Genomic DNA, 17,302 nt, shown 5'->3' with positions numbered 1-17,302 from the left:
ATTTAAATGCTTAGTGTTCACGTGTGTTACGGAACTGAATATCAGGCCAACGTTCTTGCATAATCTGCAAGTTTACTCGGCTTGGAGCAAGATACGTTAAGTGACCGCCACCATCAATTGAAAGTTGGTCGTGTGCTTTTTTCTTGAACTCATTAAGAATCTTGTCGTCATCACAATGAATCCAACGCACGGTATTTACACTTACTGGTTCGTAAACACAGTCAACTTTATATTCTTCTTTCAAGCGGTAAGCAACAACGTCAAACTGAAGCACACCAACTGCACCCACAATCAAATCATTGCTAATTTGTGGCATAAACACCTGAGTTGCACCTTCTTCAGACAACTCTTTCAAACCTTTTTGCAACTGTTTTGACTTTAATGGATCTTTCAAACGTACACGGCGGAACATTTCTGGCGCGAAGTGTGGAATACCAGTGAAGTGCAGGTTTTCACCGCTTGTGAAAGTATCACCAATTTGGATTGTACCGTGGTTGTGCAAACCAATAATATCGCCCGGCCATGCTTCTTCTAAATGCTCACGCTCACCAGCCAAGAAAGTCAACGCATCACTAATGCGGACTTCTTTACCAATACGCACGTGATTCATTTTCAAGCCTTTCTCGTACTTACCAGAACAAATACGCATGAAGGCAATACGGTCACGGTGTTTAGGGTCCATGTTGGCTTGAATTTTAAATACAAAACCAGAGAAACCTTCCTCTTTCGCTTCAACCACACGCTCTTGAGTTGGGTGAGCTTTAGGTTCAGGTGCCCAGTTCATAAATGCATCTAGAACATGGTCAACACCAAAGTTACCTAATGCTGTACCAAATAGAACAGGCGTTTGTTTACCTTGTAAGAAAAGCTCGCGGTCTAATGGCTCATTTGCCATTTGTACTAGCTCAAGCGACTCTTCAAAAGAAGCCCAAGCCAACTCGCCTACTTTGTCACGAATATCGGCATGATCATAACCATCACGCACTTCAATATCGGTAATGGTTGAACCAAAACCTGCTTTGTACACATACAATTTATTTTCAAGAATATTGTATACACCAGCAAAGTCACGACCCATACCAAGTGGCCATGTAATCGGTACACAACGAATATTTAAAACGTTTTCAATTTCGTCTAACAACTCAAGTGGTTCACGAATTTCGCGGTCCATTTTGTTAACGAAAGAAATAATTGGCGTGTCACGCATACGACACACTTCCATCAATTTGATGGTACGTTCTTCGACACCTTTTGCACCGTCAATCACCATAAGTGCAGAGTCAACCGCGGTAAGCGTACGATAAGTATCTTCCGAGAAGTCTTCATGCCCCGGTGTATCGAGTAAGTTAATCGTGTGACCTTTATATGGGAACTGCATAACAGACGTGGTAATCGAGATACCACGTTCTTTTTCCATTTCCATCCAGTCAGATGTAGCAGCACGGTCAGATTTACGGCTTTTTACCATCCCTGCAACCTGAATCGCTTTACCCCATAACAACAGTTTTTCTGTCATGGTGGTTTTACCGGCATCGGGGTGGGAAATAATAGCAAATGTGCGTCGTTGAGCGACCTGTGCCGCTAACTCATCTTTAAAACTCATGAAATACACCTACTGCGGAGATTGCAGTGCCAAAGATCTAAAGTCGATCAAAATAAAAATTGGCGTAATTGTAGCAGATTTATAGGTACTGTTTAGAGATTGTTGAATTGTCTGCCCGTGTTTTCATATTTGGAATATTTTTGGTGAAGCCCTAAAGAACTCATAGCTTAACCATTAAAAAAGCCTGTTCAATATAAACAGGCTTTTTATGAATAAACTTAGACGCTTATGCCAATTTCTTTTCTTCAATAAATTGAATATCGGCAATTTGTGCGTCCCAAAACTCAGTCCACAATGCACAATACTCAAGACATACTTTGGTCAAGCTTTCATAATCATCTTTGGTAATCGCTTGTGCTAATGCAAACCACAAGTCGTCTTGATGGTCATCATCGGCAGCTTCTGCCGTTTCATCTGTTGAAACGCCATGTACGTGGTAATAACCACCACCCTCAACATCGATATTTACAAACTTGGTTGCTTGTCGTAATGGTGGACTAAACAGAATGACTTCTTCTTCTGCTACAGCCAATAAAGCCACGACATTGATATAGCTATCATAAGAATCTTCTAAAAATGTTCTCACCTGATCTGCAATTTTTGAAGGTTTATAATTACGGCGGTCGGCCTCAGTCAAACCATAGTCATTTAATAAGTCTTCATATAATGGATAATGTGCATATTCAGGGTTCCCTAAATAATAATTATCTTTACCTAAACCCGGTCTAAAACCGAATTCATCCAATATATTTAAGCTTAATAACACCCGTGGAAACATTTTAGCGCCCGAGTGAAGCTTTGGTTCCAGTTGCTTTGTGAGAAACTGTGCTTTTAATAAAGCATCAGTAAAAATTTGTACGATGGCATGACGATATTCTAAATGAATACGTGTCAAAGTTTGTTTATCAAGATAACCGTTATTTAATATTTCAATGGCTGGATGATGACTTACTGGCAAATGTGCAATTCTATTCCTTAAATGTTTGAGAAACTGTAAGTTTTCTTCCCACTGTTGGGCAGAAATACTGTTTTTCATACCTTGTAATGCTTTTTGTCTTGGATTATCAAAGTCTTCAAATTTTTTTGACATAATCATTCTCAATAAAAAGTTTTTCTTATAGTTAAGCTAAGGGCCATCCCTCTATTTCCATTTCGCACTCAGTCGCTAAAAGGATAAATTCCGTATACCCATACTTAACGAATCGATATTATGTTCATTATCTCAACAAATCAATGGATTAATTAATATTATTTAAAAAAGTAAACTATTGCCAATAAAATACATATATTGTTATTTTTTAAAATATACCAAACTATTGAATAAATATGGTTTTTTAAATATCATAAAATAAGTTTTATTTAAGCTTTCATACTTTACAATAGCAAAGTTAATCAAAAAATATCTATGACGGGGCAACCAATGTCAAAAAGAGAAACGATTATAACAACAGCAATGACCCTTTTTAATCAGAAAAGTTATACCTCTATTGGGGTAGACAAAATTATTGCTGAGTCCAATGTTGCAAAAATGACTTTCTATAAGTACTTCTCTTCTAAGGAAGTTTTAATTGAAGAGTGTCTTCAACGAAGAATTGTAGAGGTTCAAGCCTCCCTATTAGAAAAGGTTAATAGTACCCATGACCCGTTAAACAAACTTAAGAATGTTTTTAACTGGTATATGGACTGGATTAACACTGAAGATTTTAATGGTTGCTTATTTAAGAAAGCGACTATAGAAGTTTTACAGATGTATCCATCTATAAAAACTCAAGTAAATGAATATAGACACTGGATTTTCAATTTAGTGATGTCTATATTTTTAGATTTAGAAATTGAAGACCCTAAAGTCTTAAGTAGCCTTTTTCTTAACATTATAGATGGGCTTATTATTGATGGCACCATTAATAAGCCTGAAATTAACGCTGAAGAAACATGGTCTTATATAAATAAGCTGATTGAGCTTGAAACAAGACAAAGTTATGCAGCCGCTTAAATAGTTTTAAGTTATTTTTTGTAAACTGCATTAACAAATCTTTTTTAACAATTGATAGGTTTTTTATTAAAAACTCTCTTATTCAATTAGGCTTGTTGTTTCTTATTAATCTTATAAATTAAGCCGATATGTTTAAACACATAACGGCTTTTTTTTAAATAAGCTCAATCTTTAAAAATATTGATTAATAGAACTATAAGATTAAAAAAAGTATTTATTTAAATTAATTAATCACTCATAAATATACTCTTTAAAATATATACCAGTAACATATCTCGCGTATCTCCCCTGTTTGCATCGAGTAATTGCATAATCGCCCCATCCATGACAAACAAAAACATATAAGCATCTTGTTGGGTGGCTTCTTTCTTTAGGGTTAAAAGCAAATTACAGATTTCATTAATGAGCCAATGCCTATATTGCACCACCACTTGATAAGCTGTCGGGTAGATTTTTTCAATTTCAAAAATAGCTCTAAATAATAAGTAATAGTTGCCATTTAAATTGGCATGTAAAAAGAAAATCTTCTTGAGCTTTTCACGTAAGGCTAAATCTTTTTGTATGTAAATGATTGAGTGTACTTGCTCTTTTAAGGCATCTTTTTGAAAGTTTAGGCACATTTCAACCAGCCGCTGTTTAGAGTGGAAATAGTTATAAAATGAGGCTTTCGGGACCTCTGCCTCTCTCACAAGGCGGTCGACGCCAACGTTGTGAAAACCATGTTGACTAAAAAGATAGCGACACTTATGCAGCGCACTTAACGCGCGAAATGAGAGATCTGAATATGGCATATATGTACCGTTATAAAATAATTTCTTGTTGTGTCTAAATGAGAGAAAACGGCTGCAACTTTTGCTTTAGGCAAAAAAAGCATGCAAAGGCCCCAAAGATAGCCCTAACGCATCTCAAGTTTTATTGTTCATATGATTTTTTAGTCGTGACGAACTAAAGTCTGAAAACTCAAAAGTAATCAAACTCTGTTAAAGACTAATCTGGTGGTATAAAAATAGTATGCATAGCCAACTCCTTATATTTGGAGTTCTGCCAAAGCATTAATTTAGAATTATGGTGGCAGAACGAAAGAGGGTTCGCAGACTAGTCACACAACTAGCACACCCGAAGGTGTCCCTCTCCCGTCCTACCGCTACGAGAGGGGACGAGTGTACACACAAAACTATTCCTCAGATGAAATAGCTCTGATGCGGTGTGAAACGGTCTGCGACAACCGGCTGGCAATGTAGGCCAGCAGGCAAAGCATAATCTGAGAGTTTTAAAGTGTCAATGTGGAATTTATGCCAAGATTTTAAATTTCTTATTGTTTTTCATTAGATTAACTAAATTATTATTTTAGATATTATATAAACAAGTATTTTTTAATTTAACCCAAGGTTTAGATTAAACAAAATGAGCGCCTTGTGACTGAATCAGTTGCCCTACATTTACAGGCATACCCAACAAGTAGCCTTGGAACTGCTGACAACCCAAACGCGTTAAAATTTCGACTTGCTGCTGAGTCTCCACCCCTTCGGCTGTTACGGTCAAACCCAGCTTTTTCGCCAAGTGAATAATACTTTCTAAAATGACTTCTTCTTTTGAACCCGGTTTTAAATCGACAATAAAACCACGGTCAATTTTAAGTTCATCGACTGGTAAATCTTTTAAATATAAGAAGCTTGAGTGGCCTGTTCCAAAGTCATCAATTGCCACACGAATACCCATATCTCGCAATCGTTCACAAGCACGAATGCTTAAGTCGATATGCCGCATAGCTGTCGATTCGGTAATTTCAACAATAAGGTGATGCGGCTGAATTTGGTATTTTTTTAACAAGCCTTCGAGGGTACTAAAGAGCTTTTTATTTTCAAACTGCAAGGCCGATAAATTAACTGCAATTGGATAAAACTGAGTGTTGCTGCGTTCCCATTCCTGAATTTGCTGACAGGCTTGCTCAAGAGCCCAATATCCCATTGGAATAATTAAACCCGTCTTTTCTGCACCGCCAATAAACATATGTGGCGTGAGCATACCCAAAGTTGGGTGGTTCCAACGAATGAGTGCCTCTACCCCGCAAATCTCAAGGTTGGTATTAAACTTCGGTTGGTAATAGAGAACAAATTGTTTTTCATCGACTGCTTTATATAAATCATTGATCAGTTTTGACTGACTTCTTGTTTCTTGTTGATGGGTAGAATAACTAAAGACGGTGTAAGTATTGCGGCCCTGCTCTTTTGACATCAGCATGGCAGCGTCGGCATTCATTAGCAGGTCTTGAACATTTTGTCCATGTTCCGGAAACAGTGCGATACCAAGGCTTGCCGAAATATTAATTTCTTTACCAGAAATTTGGTAACTTTCTTGAATAAGCTGCAATACTTTTTCTGCTAAATGCACTGCTCCATCGATATCAGTATTTTCAGCTATTAATAAAAACTCATCCCCACCAATTCGAAGCAACTTACATTTTTCATTGAGTTGCCAATGTAAGCGATTGGCCATTTGAATAAGAAGCTGATCACCAATGTGGTGTCCAAACGCATCATTTACCGATTTAAACCGATCTAAATCGATATAGAGAAAAGCAATTTTTTGGTCTCTATAACGATGGTCTGAAAGGAGAACTTCTGCGTAATCAACTAAATAAAGTCGGTTTGGGAGCTTGGTTAAGTTATCTTGAATAGAGAGGTTGGCAAGTTCTTTATTGGCTTTACGTAGTTCTAAATTTCGTTGGTTTAGTCGCTGCTCTAGCACGGCAACAATAAAACTCGCGACCAGTACCAAACAAGTGACCAAAATAATGGTAAACAGCAATAAGTCATGTTCAGCTTGATATTGGCTCACAAATTTATCGGTAATATTGGTCGCAATGAGTGCCGTATAGTGCATACCCATAATGCTTAAAGTCATCATGACCGCAAAAGCGAGTTTTAAACCTATACGGTTACGTTCACTTTCTTTTAATTTATAGGCCAGCAAGAAAGCTAAACCCGAACCACTCATGGCAATTAAGACAGAAAATAAAATGAGAAATGAAGTGTAATCTTTCTTATAAATATCAATATTCCAGCCCAACATACTCACATAATATGAAGCAGAAATGCCAATTCCCATAATGACTGAACTTAAAACCAACCTAAATAATGGTAGTGTAAAACGGGAAGTAAGCCAGAGTGCGATACAAGAAAGTACAGCACTAATACCAAAAGAAAGCGTAATTAAAGGAAGGTTCGCATTAGCGGTTTCAAATAAATGGTAAGCATGCATGCCTACAATATGAACAATACTAATGGCGGCTGCGAGTAATAAGCCATTGAATAATAAAATAAGAGGTTCAATCTTTTGATAAGCTTGTTTAAATATTAACTGCTCCATGGAAATCACAATATAGCAAATAGCGCCAGCCGCAATAAAAGAGCCGACGATCAATGTGCTATCGTAATCAACATGACCCATATTGGACTTCCATGATTATTCAATACTTTTTTTTATTTTGTTCAATTCATTGCACAAAATACAATTAAACACGTTAAAGAAGAATTAGTAAATTTGACTTTTCTAGTCAGTTATAAACAATAACATTATCTAACATTTGGTCAAGCATTTTTTACTTTAGAAATCAATAAAGTAACCAAAAATTAAGCATCCAATTATATGAAAAATATAGAATTTCTTAAGTCTAGGTCAATTGACCTTAATGATGTTTTTTTAAGCTCAATTTAGAACAATTAAAATAAAAAACCCTGCATTTAGCAGGGTTTTTTTAAAACAATAGAAAAGAGTATTAGTTTTTCTCTTTATCTACGATTTTGTTTGCTTGAATCCAAGGCATCATCGCACGTAACTTGTTACCAGTTACTTCAATACCGTGTGCAGCATTTTGACGGCGACGAGCTGTCATAGATGGGTAGTTCAACGCACCTTCTTGAATGAACATCTTCGCGTATTCACCAGATTGAATACGTTTTAATGCATTACGCATTGCTTCACGAGATTGTTCGTTAATTACTTCAGGACCAGTTACGTATTCACCGTACTCAGCGTTGTTAGAAACTGAGTAGTTCATGTCAGCGATACCGCCTTCGAACATCAAGTCAACGATTAACTTAAGTTCGTGTAAGCATTCGAAATAAGCCATTTCTGGTGCATAACCAGCTTCAACCAAAGTTTCGTAGCCCATTTTAACAAGTTCAACTGCACCACCACAAAGAACTGCTTGCTCACCAAATAAGTCAGTTTCAGTTTCTTCACGGAATGAAGTTTCGATAATACCTGTACGGCCACCACCTACGCCAGAAGCGTAAGAAAGCGCAACGTTACGTGCATTACCAGAAGCGTCTTGGTGAATTGCAATTAGGTCAGGAACACCTGAACCACGTTGGAATTCTGAACGTACTGTGTGACCAGGAGCTTTAGGCGCAACCATGATTACGTCTAAGTCTTTACGTGGAACAACTTGGTTATATAGAACAGAGAAACCATGAGCAAATGCTAAAGTCGCGCCTTCTTTGATGTTTGGCTCAATCACGTCACGGTAAAGTTGTGATTGGAATTCATCTGGAGTCAAAATCATTACGAGGTCAGCTTGCTTAACTGCTGCTGGAACTTCAGCAACTTTAAGACCAGCATTTTCAGCTTTCTTCCAAGAAGCTGAATCTGCACGTAAACCTACAGTTACGTCTACGCCTGAGTCTTTAAGGTTAAGTGCATGTGCATGACCTTGAGAACCGTAACCAATAATCGCTACTTTCTTGCCTTGGATGATTGATAAGTCACAGTCTTTATCGTAAAAAATTTGCATTTGTGTTCTCCGCTAAAATACTTTTTAAAAAATTAAATGGCTAAAACTTTTTCGCCACGGGCGATACCAGATACCCCTGAACGAACGACTTCTAGAATGGTGTTTTCTGCAAGTGCATCGATAAAACCATCTAATTTTTCAGTTGTCCCTGCTATTTGAATGGTATAGGTCGTTGGTGTCACATCTACGATTTGCGCACGGAAAATATCCGCAGTGCGCTTAATTTCGGCACGTGAAGCTCCTAATGCTTTTACTTTAATTAGCATGAGTTCACGTTCGATGTGTGCACCTTCTGATAAATCAACTACTTTTACCACCTCAACAAGTTTGTTGAGCTGTTTCGTAATTTGTTCGATTTTATGGTCATCGCCATAAGTCGTTAAAGTCAGACGTGATAATGTCGGATCTTCGGTTGGTGCAACATTAAGTGTTTCAATGTTGTATCCACGTTGGCTAAATAAACCAACAAGGCGAGAAAGCGCACCAGCTTCGTTTTCAACGAGTACAGAAATAATGTGTCTCATTATGTACGCTCCCCTTTACCTAACCACATGTCCTTCATAGACTGACCCGCAATCAACATTGGATAAACGTGTTCTGTGCGGTCAACCATAACGTTGATAAATACGCATTTATCATTAATTGCCATTGCTTCTGCAAGCTTCGACTCAAGTTCATCGGCATGATCAATTTGAATGCCTACATGACCATAAGCTTCCATTAACTTGGCAAAGTCAGGTAATGATTCAACATAAGAGCTTGAATGACGACCTTCATAGTTCATATCTTGCCATTGCTTAACCATACCTAATGCACGGTTATTCAAGCACAAGATTTTTACGTTCAAGCCATATTGTTTACAGGTTGAAAGTTCCTGAATACACATCTGAATTGAAGCTTCACCCGTAATACAAACAACTTGCTGATCTGGGAAAGCCAGCTTCGCAGCCATTGCATAAGGTAAACCAACACCCATGGTGCCAAGACCACCAGAGTTGATCCATTGGCGAGGACGTTTGTACTTATAATAAAGTGCACCAAACATCTGATGTTGACCAACGTCAGATGTAATGATGGCATCACCATTGGTCACTTTATATAAAGTTTCAACCACCTGCTGTGGCTTCATGGTGCCATCAGATAGGTTTTCATATTTCAAACCATGAACTTTGCGCCATTCATTAATTTGAGACCACCAAGCCTCAATTGCTTCAGGATTTGGTTTAGACACATTTAACTGTTTTAACTGTGCCAACATTTCTTGAAGAACAGGCTCTACTGCACCAACGATAGGAATATGCGCCATAATCGTTTTTGAAATGGTCGCAGGATCGATATCGACATGAATCACTTTTGAATTCGGGCAGAACTTGGCAGGGTTATTTGTTACGCGGTCATCAAAACGCGCACCAATTGCCAAAATTACGTCTGCATTATGCATTGCCATATTGGCTTCATATGTACCATGCATACCCAGCATGCCAATAAACTGAGGGTCATCACCTGGGAATCCGCCTAACCCCATAAGTGTGTTAGTTACTGGATAACCAAGACGATGCGCAAGTTCAGTTAATAAAGCAGAAGCATTTCCTTGTACGACACCACCACCTGTATAGATAACAGGACGTTTTGCAGTAAGTAATTCATCAATTGCTTTACGAATTTGACCAGAGTGGCCACGTGAAGGCGGTTGATATGAACGCATCTTCACTTTTTCAGGATATTCGTATGCAAACTTTTCTGCAGGATTCGTCGCATCTTTAGGAATATCGACTACAACCGGACCAGGGCGCCCACTTGAAGCGATATAGAATGCTTTTTTAATAATTGCAGGGATTTCACTCGCGTGACGGACCTGAAAGCTGTGTTTCACGATAGGACGTGAAATACCAACCATGTCAGTTTCCTGGAAAGCGTCTTCACCAATAAGATGTGATGCAACCTGGCCAGACAAAATCACCATTGGGATTGAGTCCATATAAGCTGTTGCAATTGGAGTTACTGTATTGGTTGCGCCTGGGCCAGAAGTGACCAGTACTACGCCAGTCTTACCTGTAGCACGCGAGTATGCATCTGCCATATGACCAGCAGCTTGCTCATGGCGCACGAGGTAATGATTGATTTTGTCTTGTTGAAATAGCGCATCATAAATATGTAATACAGCGCCGCCTGGATAACCAAAAACATGTTCAACGCCTTCGTCCGCAAGAGCACGAACGAGCATTTCACCACCAGATAAAAGTTCCAACGTGATTCACCCTAAAATTTTTATCACTATTTATGGAAGGCACAAATAGTGTTTCATTCATTGAATTGTCTGCACTGTTATAGCACACATATTGTCTAGTTTTCGTCGCAATAGAAAAATTTCTGTTTTCAGCCGTATAAGCTGTTTTAACATTAATAAAGCATGTCTGGATATACATACTTTAGTAAAATCAATCTCTCGGCTAGAGAGAATGTCTATTACAAAACATGATATTTATTCGAAGGGTGATCGAGTAAATACATATAAAACTAGAGAAAGCATTTTTGTTGTTTCTATATACAAAGTCAAGAATAAAGAAATGGTTTTTCCATAAAAATTTTTAGCTGCTGTTTTTTTAAGCTAATATTGAGCCGAATATTTGTTCATTCCCTCTCCATTTTTATTAAAAAATCACTCTTTTTTATATAAAACCCTGCATTCTAAATTGCTTATTTTTGAACTTTATTTAAATATAGTCAGTATTTTTTGGGGAACATCTAATATGATTTTATCTTATTTAAAAACAAGCCTGTATACAGCAGCGACAACAGCGATTTTAGTTTGCTCAACTCAAAGTCAGGCAGAGCAATATTATAAATGGGTAGACCAAAGTGGCTCGACACATTACACCACCACACCACCTCCTAAAGGCGCGAAACATTTGAACAAAGTTTCGACTTATGGCACTCAGCCATCTGTAAAAAATTCGACACCAAGCCCCGAACAACCGGCTCAAGATAAAGATAAAACAGATAAGGCCGTACCAGCAGCACCTAATGCCGTGCAGGAAAAAACTGCACCCGCAGCAGCAGTTCCACCTGCGCCACCTGCCCCATCCGCTTCAGCACCACGATAAGTAAAATGAGGGTGGTGAATACTTTCACCACTCTTCTTGGATTTAAAATAAAGAAGAATGAGTTGAGAAATTTTTATAGCTCATATTAAAAGATAAAATCGTGATCTAAAAACTGACATTTTCCTGTATTTTGCGCTATGCTGTGCAGCAATCTTTCATTTCAATTTTCGTTGTATAGCTTACGTCTATGACTATTTCTCACATTGACCCAGAATATCAAGCAAACACGATTGAACCATCCGTCCAACAAGATTGGGAAAATCGTAAAGTCTTTAAAGTTGCCGACACTGTCGAAGGTAAACATCGTTACATCCTGTCAATGTTCCCTTACCCAAGTGGCAAACTGCACATGGGTCATGTGCGTAACTATACAATTGGCGACGTAATTAGCCGTTTCTACCGTTTAAAAGGCGAAACCGTATTACAACCTATGGGTTGGGATGCGTTTGGTTTGCCTGCGGAAAACGCTGCAATTGCCCATAAAGTTGCTCCGGCAAAATGGACATTTGAAAACATCGCTTATATGCGTGACCAATTAAAAAAATTAGGTCTATCTGTAGATTGGGACCGTGAATTTGCAACTTGTACACCAGAGTACTATCACTGGGAACAATGGTTATTCGTTCAACTTTATAAAAAAGGTTTGATCTACCGTAAACTTTCAACAGTGAACTGGGACCCAGTTGACCAAACAGTTTTGGCAAACGAACAAGTTGAAAATGGCCGCGGCTGGCGTTCGGGTGCATTGGTTGAAAAACGCGATATTCCAATGTACTACTTCCGTATTACGGACTATGCACAAGAATTATTAGATGACCTTGACACATTACAAGACGGCTGGCCTCAACAAGTGTTGACCATGCAACGTAACTGGATTGGTCGCTCTACTGGTATGGAAATTACTTTCCCATCTGCCAATACCGAAATTTATGCTGACGGCTTAACTGTTTATACAACACGTGCGGACACGCTTATGGGCGTGACATATGTTGCTGTTGCAGCAGAACACCCTCTTGCGCTTAAAGCTGCTGAAAACAACCCTGAATTGGCTGCATTTATTGAAGAATGCCGCATGGGTTCAGTTGCAGAAGCTGACTTGGCAACAGCCGAGAAGAAAGGCATGGCAACAGGCTTGTTTGTAAAACACCCTGTAACTGGTGAAGACCTTCCTGTCTGGATCGCAAACTACGTATTAATGTCTTACGGTTCTGGCGCAGTGATGGCTGTACCAGCACATGACGAACGTGACTTTGAATTTGCTAACAAATTCAACTTGCCAATTAAGCAAGTGATTGATGCCAAAGGTGCTGACGATGCAGACTACTCTGCAACTGAGTGGCAAGAATGGTACGGTTCTAAAGAAGGTAAACTTGTTAACTCTGACGAGTTTGACGGTTTAGAATTCCAAGCTGCGTTTGACGCATTTCTTGCGAAATTAGAACCTCAAGGTTTAGCAAACTCTAAAGTTCAATTCCGTTTACGTGACTGGGGTGTTTCTCGTCAACGTTACTGGGGTTGTCCAATTCCAATGATTAACTGTGATACTTGTGGTCAAGTCACAGTTCCAGAAGACCAACTTCCGGTTGTATTACCAACCGACGTTGTTCCAGATGGTTCAGGTAACCCGCTTAATAAAATGCCTGAATTCTATGAAACGAAATGTCCTTGCTGTGGTGGCGATGCACGCCGTGAAACAGATACATTAGATACATTCGTAGAGTCATCTTGGTACTACGCACGCTATGCGTCTCCAGACTTCACTGGCGGTATGGTTAAACCTGAAGCAGCTCAAAACTGGCTTCCTGTAAACCAATATATTGGTGGTGTTGAACACGCGATTCTTCACTTACTTTATGCACGTTTCTTCCACAAATTAATGCGTGATGAAGGCGTTGTACAAGGTAATGAACCATTTACTAACTTGTTAACTCAAGGCATGGTACTTGCAGATACATTCTATCGTGAAGCAGAAAATGGTAAGAAAACTTGGTTCAACCCTGCTGACATCGAATTAGAACGTGATGAGAAAGGTCGCATCATTTCTGCAAAATATTCAGGTGACGGTCAAGAAGTGATTATCGGCGGACAAGAAAAAATGTCTAAGTCGAAAAATAACGGTATTGATCCACAAGCAATTATTGACCAATACGGCGCAGATACAGCACGTGTATTTATGATGTTTGCTGCTCCACCAGATCAATCTTTAGAATGGTCTGACGCAGGTGTTGAAGGTGCTAACCGTTTCTTGAAACGTGTATGGCGTCTTGTAGCAAGCTTCCTTGAAAAAGGAAACGCTGCAACTGCAATCGATACAGCGAACTTGTCTAAAGATGCTCAAGATTTACGTCGTAAGACTCACGAAACGATTCAAAAAGTAAGTGATGATATTGAACGTCGTCATGCATTCAACACTGCAATTGCTGCATTGATGGAATTGTTAAACGCAAGCAACAAGTTTGAAGCTAAAGATGACAATGACATTGCTGTAGAACGTGAAGCAATCACAACATTGTTAACTTTACTTGCGCCATTTGCACCGCATTTAAGCCAAACTTTATTGGCTCAGTTTGGTACGGACTTAACAGCAGCGATCTTCCCTGAAGTTGACGCTTCTGCGTTAACACGTAATACCCAAACGATTGTTGTACAAGTAAATGGTAAACTTCGCGGTAAACTTGAAGTTTCTGTTGATATTTCTAAAGATGAATTATTAGCTCAAGCTAAAGCATTACCAGAAGTGCAACAGTTCTTAACAGGACCAACCAAAAAAGAAATTGTGGTTCCAAACAAATTGGTTAACCTCGTGGTTTAATTACAGGTATTAATGAGAGGATCAAGCATGCACTTAGCCCAACGTTTAGCCGCTGTTGTTTTAACCTTAGGCCTTAGTGCAGGCTTAGTCGGGTGTGGTTTCCATTTAAAAGGAACTAACCCGACTGCGACTCCACTTGTTTATAAAAAGTTAAGCCTTGAGTTACCGGCAAAAACCGATGACCTAGAAACACAATTAAAAGTGTATTTAGCTGCAAATGGTGTTCAGTTCAGCAATGACAATGATGCGTATGTTCTTCATGTTTTAGAGTACACACCACGTCGTCAACTTCTAAATGGTAAGCTTACAGAAGTGTTGTTACGCTTGACTGTGACCTTCCAAATTGAAGACCGTCAAGGTAATAAAATTACCGAGCCGCGTACTTTAACTGCATCTCGTAGTTATCAATACGACTTAGCAACGGTTAACACTGAGAACCAGCAAGAAGGCTACTTACAACGTATTGTGATTGATGACATTGCACAGCAAATTACTCGTCAAATTTCAGCAAACCGCTTACCAAAAGCTCAACCATAAGATTTATTTGTTCTTAAGTAATGAAACTTGACTATTTACAAGCTCTTAAACGCATTCCGGAAGCTCGGGGTGCGTGGATTCTGCATGGACAGGAACCATTACTTGAACAAAACTTATTAGATACTTTCCGCAAAAGCTGGCAGCAGCAAGACATTGAAAGACAGCGCTATGACATTAGTAGCGTGAGTGACTGGAAAAATGTTTTTAATGCACTGAACAGCTTGTCTTTATTTTCGCAGCAACTTGCGATTGAAGTTCACGGCAATATCAAGCCCGATGCAAATGGTCTAAAACAGCTTAAAAGCTATATTCAGCATAATGAAACTAACCTGCTATTAATTGTTTTACCTAAACAAGACAGTAGCAGTTTAAAGTCTGCTTTTTTCCAAGTTGTCGAAGCAAACGGCGTTGTTGTTGCTTTGACTGCCAACTATCCGCAAGACCGTCAAAGAATTTTAACTGCTGAAGCAGAGAAGCTCGAAATTCAACTCGACAATGACGCGTGGCAGTGGCTCATGCAGCATCACGAACACAATTTACTCGCTGCTAAAAATAGCTTGATGCGTGTACGTGATACTTTCCCAGACCAGAAGCTGATTCAAATTGAACAGTTATATGCATGTCTACAAGATCAGTCCCGTTACACCACTTACGACTTAAGCGATGCTTTATTAGAAGGTAATCTCGCCCAGTCGATTAAGATTTTTCAGTATTTAATTGGTTCTGGTGAACCTGAAAGCCTAATCTTATGGACATTAAGTAAAGAAATGCGTTTACTCATGCAGTTGTTCGAACAACCGCATAATGCATTGCAACTTGGTATTTGGAAAACCAAAGTCAGCTTATATCAGCAAGCGTTAAGAAGACTTAATCCACAGCAGTTTTTAGGCTGGTCTACCCTACTCTTGCAAATCGATGCGGCAATTAAAGGCATGTCTAATGAAAATGCCGAACATTTAATGCAACAAGCGATTGCCGAGTTGTGTGGGAAAACATTATTTATACAATAGAGCAGTCAAATCCTTTGCCTGCTTGATTGAAATATCATAAAAATTCACGTTTTATCCTCAATTGACTCTTATACTAATTAAAATTTTAGACTTTCTGACCTCTCGCCATGCCAAAAATAAAGCCAATTAAACTCGTTATTATTGTCGTCTGTATAGCCGTTATTGCTGTATTAGCTTGGAAGTTTTTAAAGCCTAAACAACAGCAACCTCAATATATTACAGCTGAGGTAACTCGCGGAGATATTGAGAATAATGTACTTGCAACTGGTACGCTTGATGCAACCAAACTGATTAGTGTCGGTGCTCAGGTATCTGGTCAGGTTAAAAAGATGTATGTACAGCTTGGCGATCAGGTCAAACAAGGTCAACTCATTGCACAAATTGACTCGACTACCCAAGAAAACAGTTTAAAAACATCCGATGCCAATATTAAAAACTTAGAAGCACAGCGCCTTCAACAAGTGGCATCTTTAAATGAAAAACAACTTGAGTATCGTCGTCAGCAACAAATGTATGCTCAAGATGCAACACCTCGTGCAGATTTAGAGTCAGCTGAAGCTGCTTATAAAACCGCTCAGGCACAAGTTAAAGCATTAGATGCACAAATTGAGTCTGCAAAAGTTACTCGTTCAACAGCACAAACAAACATTGGCTATACACGTATTGTTGCGCCAACTGATGGTACGGTTGTTGCGATTGTGACTGAAGAAGGCCAAACCGTAAACGCGAACCAAAGCGCTCCTACAATCGTTAAAATTGCAAAACTGCAGAATATGACGATTAAAGCGCAGGTGAGTGAAGCCGATATTATGCGAGTAGAAAAAGGCCAACAGGTCTACTTCACTACTCTAGGCGATGACAGCAAGCGTTATGCGACATTACGTCAGATTGAACCAGCTCCAGATTCAATTTCTAGTGAATCAAACAGCACAACAAGTTCAACTAGCAGTTCAGCTGTTTACTACAACGCTTTATTTGACGTTCCAAATACAGATGGCAAATTGCGTATTGATATGACTGCTCAAGTTTATATCGTATTAGATTCAGCAAAAAATGCCTTATTGGTTCCATCTTCTGCTTTAAGTAGTAAACAATTTTCTGGTCAAAGAAAACCTGGCCAAACAGCTGACAAAGCAAGCTCTACACCAAGAGCAGAGCGGAAACATGAAGGTAATGGTGCTCGTTTAGAACGCTTAAATTTAACTCCTGAACAAAAACAACTTATTGAACAAGGCAAAGCAACGCTCAGTGTCGTTCGTATTTTACAAGCAGATGGTACGACTAAACCAACGCAAATTTTGGTGGGTATTAACAACCGTGTAAACGCACAAGTACTTGCCGGATTAAAACAAGGTGACCAGGTTGTGATTGCCGATAGTTCAGAAAACTCTGCTGCTTCTGCAAATAGTGGTAATAACCGTCGCCGTAGCGGTCCAATGGGAATGTAA

General features: G+C 39.0%; 13 protein-coding genes. 6 read left to right on the top strand and 7 right to left on the bottom strand.

Features of this window, described 5'->3' with window-relative positions; all coding sequences use genetic code 11:
• Positions 1-10: 10 nt before the first annotated feature.
• Together ACIF8R_RS09925 and ACIF8R_RS09920 are read right to left on the bottom strand one after the other, a co-directional pair.
• Positions 11-1,603, bottom strand: coding sequence for a peptide chain release factor 3 (locus ACIF8R_RS09925; RefSeq protein WP_263612928.1), 1,593 nt, complete (start codon positions 1,601-1,603; stop codon positions 11-13).
• A 226-nt stretch (positions 1,604-1,829) separates the two neighbouring features.
• A complete protein-coding gene (locus tag ACIF8R_RS09920; RefSeq protein ID WP_311087109.1) occupies positions 1,830-2,693 on the bottom strand; it encodes a hypothetical protein in 864 nt (287 codons plus the stop codon).
• A 330-nt stretch (positions 2,694-3,023) separates the two neighbouring features.
• Between ACIF8R_RS09920 and ACIF8R_RS09915 the strand changes: the two genes are divergently transcribed.
• A complete protein-coding gene (locus ACIF8R_RS09915) occupies positions 3,024-3,596 on the top strand; it encodes a TetR/AcrR family transcriptional regulator (RefSeq protein ID WP_396480491.1) in 573 nt (190 codons plus the stop codon).
• Between the two features lie 227 nt (positions 3,597-3,823).
• Here the strand turns inward: ACIF8R_RS09915 and ACIF8R_RS09910 are convergent, their stop codons facing one another.
• The 5 genes from ACIF8R_RS09910 to ACIF8R_RS09890 all read right to left on the bottom strand — a co-directional run bounded on the left by ACIF8R_RS09910 (position 3,824) and on the right by ACIF8R_RS09890 (position 10,639).
• Positions 3,824-4,387 (bottom strand): TetR/AcrR family transcriptional regulator, encoded by a 564-nt coding sequence (locus ACIF8R_RS09910; RefSeq protein WP_311087111.1) that lies wholly within the window; start codon positions 4,385-4,387, stop codon positions 3,824-3,826.
• Between the two features lie 604 nt (positions 4,388-4,991).
• Positions 4,992-7,046 carry an EAL domain-containing protein gene (locus ACIF8R_RS09905; RefSeq protein WP_396480489.1) on the bottom strand — a complete coding sequence of 685 codons (2,055 nt, stop codon included), beginning with the start codon at positions 7,044-7,046 and terminating at the stop codon, positions 4,992-4,994.
• Positions 7,047-7,374: 328 nt separating this feature from the next.
• Positions 7,375-8,391 (bottom strand): ketol-acid reductoisomerase, encoded by a 1,017-nt coding sequence (ilvC, locus tag ACIF8R_RS09900; RefSeq protein WP_263612923.1) that lies wholly within the window; start codon positions 8,389-8,391, stop codon positions 7,375-7,377.
• 32 nt (positions 8,392-8,423) lie between these two features.
• Positions 8,424-8,915 (bottom strand): acetolactate synthase small subunit, encoded by a 492-nt coding sequence (gene ilvN, locus ACIF8R_RS09895; protein WP_170247650.1) that lies wholly within the window; start codon positions 8,913-8,915, stop codon positions 8,424-8,426.
• The gene (locus tag ACIF8R_RS09890; protein ID WP_396462487.1) at positions 8,915-10,639 is read right to left on the bottom strand and encodes an acetolactate synthase 3 large subunit; all 1,725 of its coding nucleotides are present in this window, start codon (positions 10,637-10,639) and stop codon (positions 8,915-8,917) included. Before ACIF8R_RS09890 ends, ilvN begins: the two co-directional genes overlap by 1 nt.
• A gap of 502 nt (positions 10,640-11,141) precedes the next feature.
• On the opposite strand from ACIF8R_RS09890, the gene ACIF8R_RS09885 reads away from it, so the two are divergent.
• The 5 genes from ACIF8R_RS09885 (at position 11,142) to ACIF8R_RS09865 (ending at position 17,302) form a co-directional block, all read left to right on the top strand.
• Complete coding sequence (locus ACIF8R_RS09885; protein WP_396480487.1) at positions 11,142-11,495, top strand: DUF4124 domain-containing protein; 354 nt, start codon at positions 11,142-11,144, stop codon at positions 11,493-11,495.
• Positions 11,496-11,682: 187 nt separating this feature from the next.
• A complete protein-coding gene (leuS, locus tag ACIF8R_RS09880) occupies positions 11,683-14,307 on the top strand; it encodes a leucine--tRNA ligase (protein WP_396480485.1) in 2,625 nt (874 codons plus the stop codon).
• A gap of 27 nt (positions 14,308-14,334) precedes the next feature.
• Positions 14,335-14,844: an LPS assembly lipoprotein LptE gene (gene lptE, locus ACIF8R_RS09875; RefSeq protein WP_134262251.1), complete on the top strand. Its 510-nt coding sequence runs from the start codon at positions 14,335-14,337 to the stop codon at positions 14,842-14,844.
• Between the two features lie 20 nt (positions 14,845-14,864).
• Entirely contained in the window at positions 14,865-15,854 is a 990-nt protein-coding gene (gene holA, locus ACIF8R_RS09870) for a DNA polymerase III subunit delta (RefSeq protein ID WP_019458091.1), read from the top strand.
• A 107-nt stretch (positions 15,855-15,961) separates the two neighbouring features.
• A complete protein-coding gene (locus ACIF8R_RS09865) occupies positions 15,962-17,302 on the top strand; it encodes a MacA family efflux pump subunit (RefSeq protein ID WP_263612919.1) in 1,341 nt (446 codons plus the stop codon).

The organism is Acinetobacter sp. ABJ_C4_1, assembly GCF_044538495.1.
Taxonomy (GTDB): Bacteria; Pseudomonadota; Gammaproteobacteria; order Pseudomonadales; family Moraxellaceae; genus Acinetobacter; species Acinetobacter nosocomialis_A.
Note: the sequence above shows the minus strand (reverse complement) of the source record. Positions and strands in the feature narration are given on the sequence as shown.

Coding starts and splice junctions, on each gene's coding strand:
- ACIF8R_RS09925 (WP_263612928.1), bottom strand. CDS start 1,603: ATGAGTTTTAAAGATGAGTTAGCGGCACAGGTCGCTCAACGACGCACA.
- ACIF8R_RS09920 (WP_311087109.1), bottom strand. CDS start 2,693: ATGTCAAAAAAATTTGAAGACTTTGATAATCCAAGACAAAAAGCATTA.
- ACIF8R_RS09915 (WP_396480491.1), top strand. CDS start 3,024: ATGTCAAAAAGAGAAACGATTATAACAACAGCAATGACCCTTTTTAAT.
- ACIF8R_RS09910 (WP_311087111.1), bottom strand. CDS start 4,387: ATGCCATATTCAGATCTCTCATTTCGCGCGTTAAGTGCGCTGCATAAG.
- ACIF8R_RS09905 (WP_396480489.1), bottom strand. CDS start 7,046: ATGGGTCATGTTGATTACGATAGCACATTGATCGTCGGCTCTTTTATT.
- ilvC (WP_263612923.1), bottom strand. CDS start 8,391: ATGCAAATTTTTTACGATAAAGACTGTGACTTATCAATCATCCAAGGC.
- ilvN (WP_170247650.1), bottom strand. CDS start 8,915: ATGAGACACATTATTTCTGTACTCGTTGAAAACGAAGCTGGTGCGCTT.
- ACIF8R_RS09885 (WP_396480487.1), top strand. CDS start 11,142: ATGATTTTATCTTATTTAAAAACAAGCCTGTATACAGCAGCGACAACA.
- leuS (WP_396480485.1), top strand. CDS start 11,683: ATGACTATTTCTCACATTGACCCAGAATATCAAGCAAACACGATTGAA.
- lptE (WP_134262251.1), top strand. CDS start 14,335: ATGCACTTAGCCCAACGTTTAGCCGCTGTTGTTTTAACCTTAGGCCTT.
- holA (WP_019458091.1), top strand. CDS start 14,865: ATGAAACTTGACTATTTACAAGCTCTTAAACGCATTCCGGAAGCTCGG.
- ACIF8R_RS09865 (WP_263612919.1), top strand. CDS start 15,962: ATGCCAAAAATAAAGCCAATTAAACTCGTTATTATTGTCGTCTGTATA.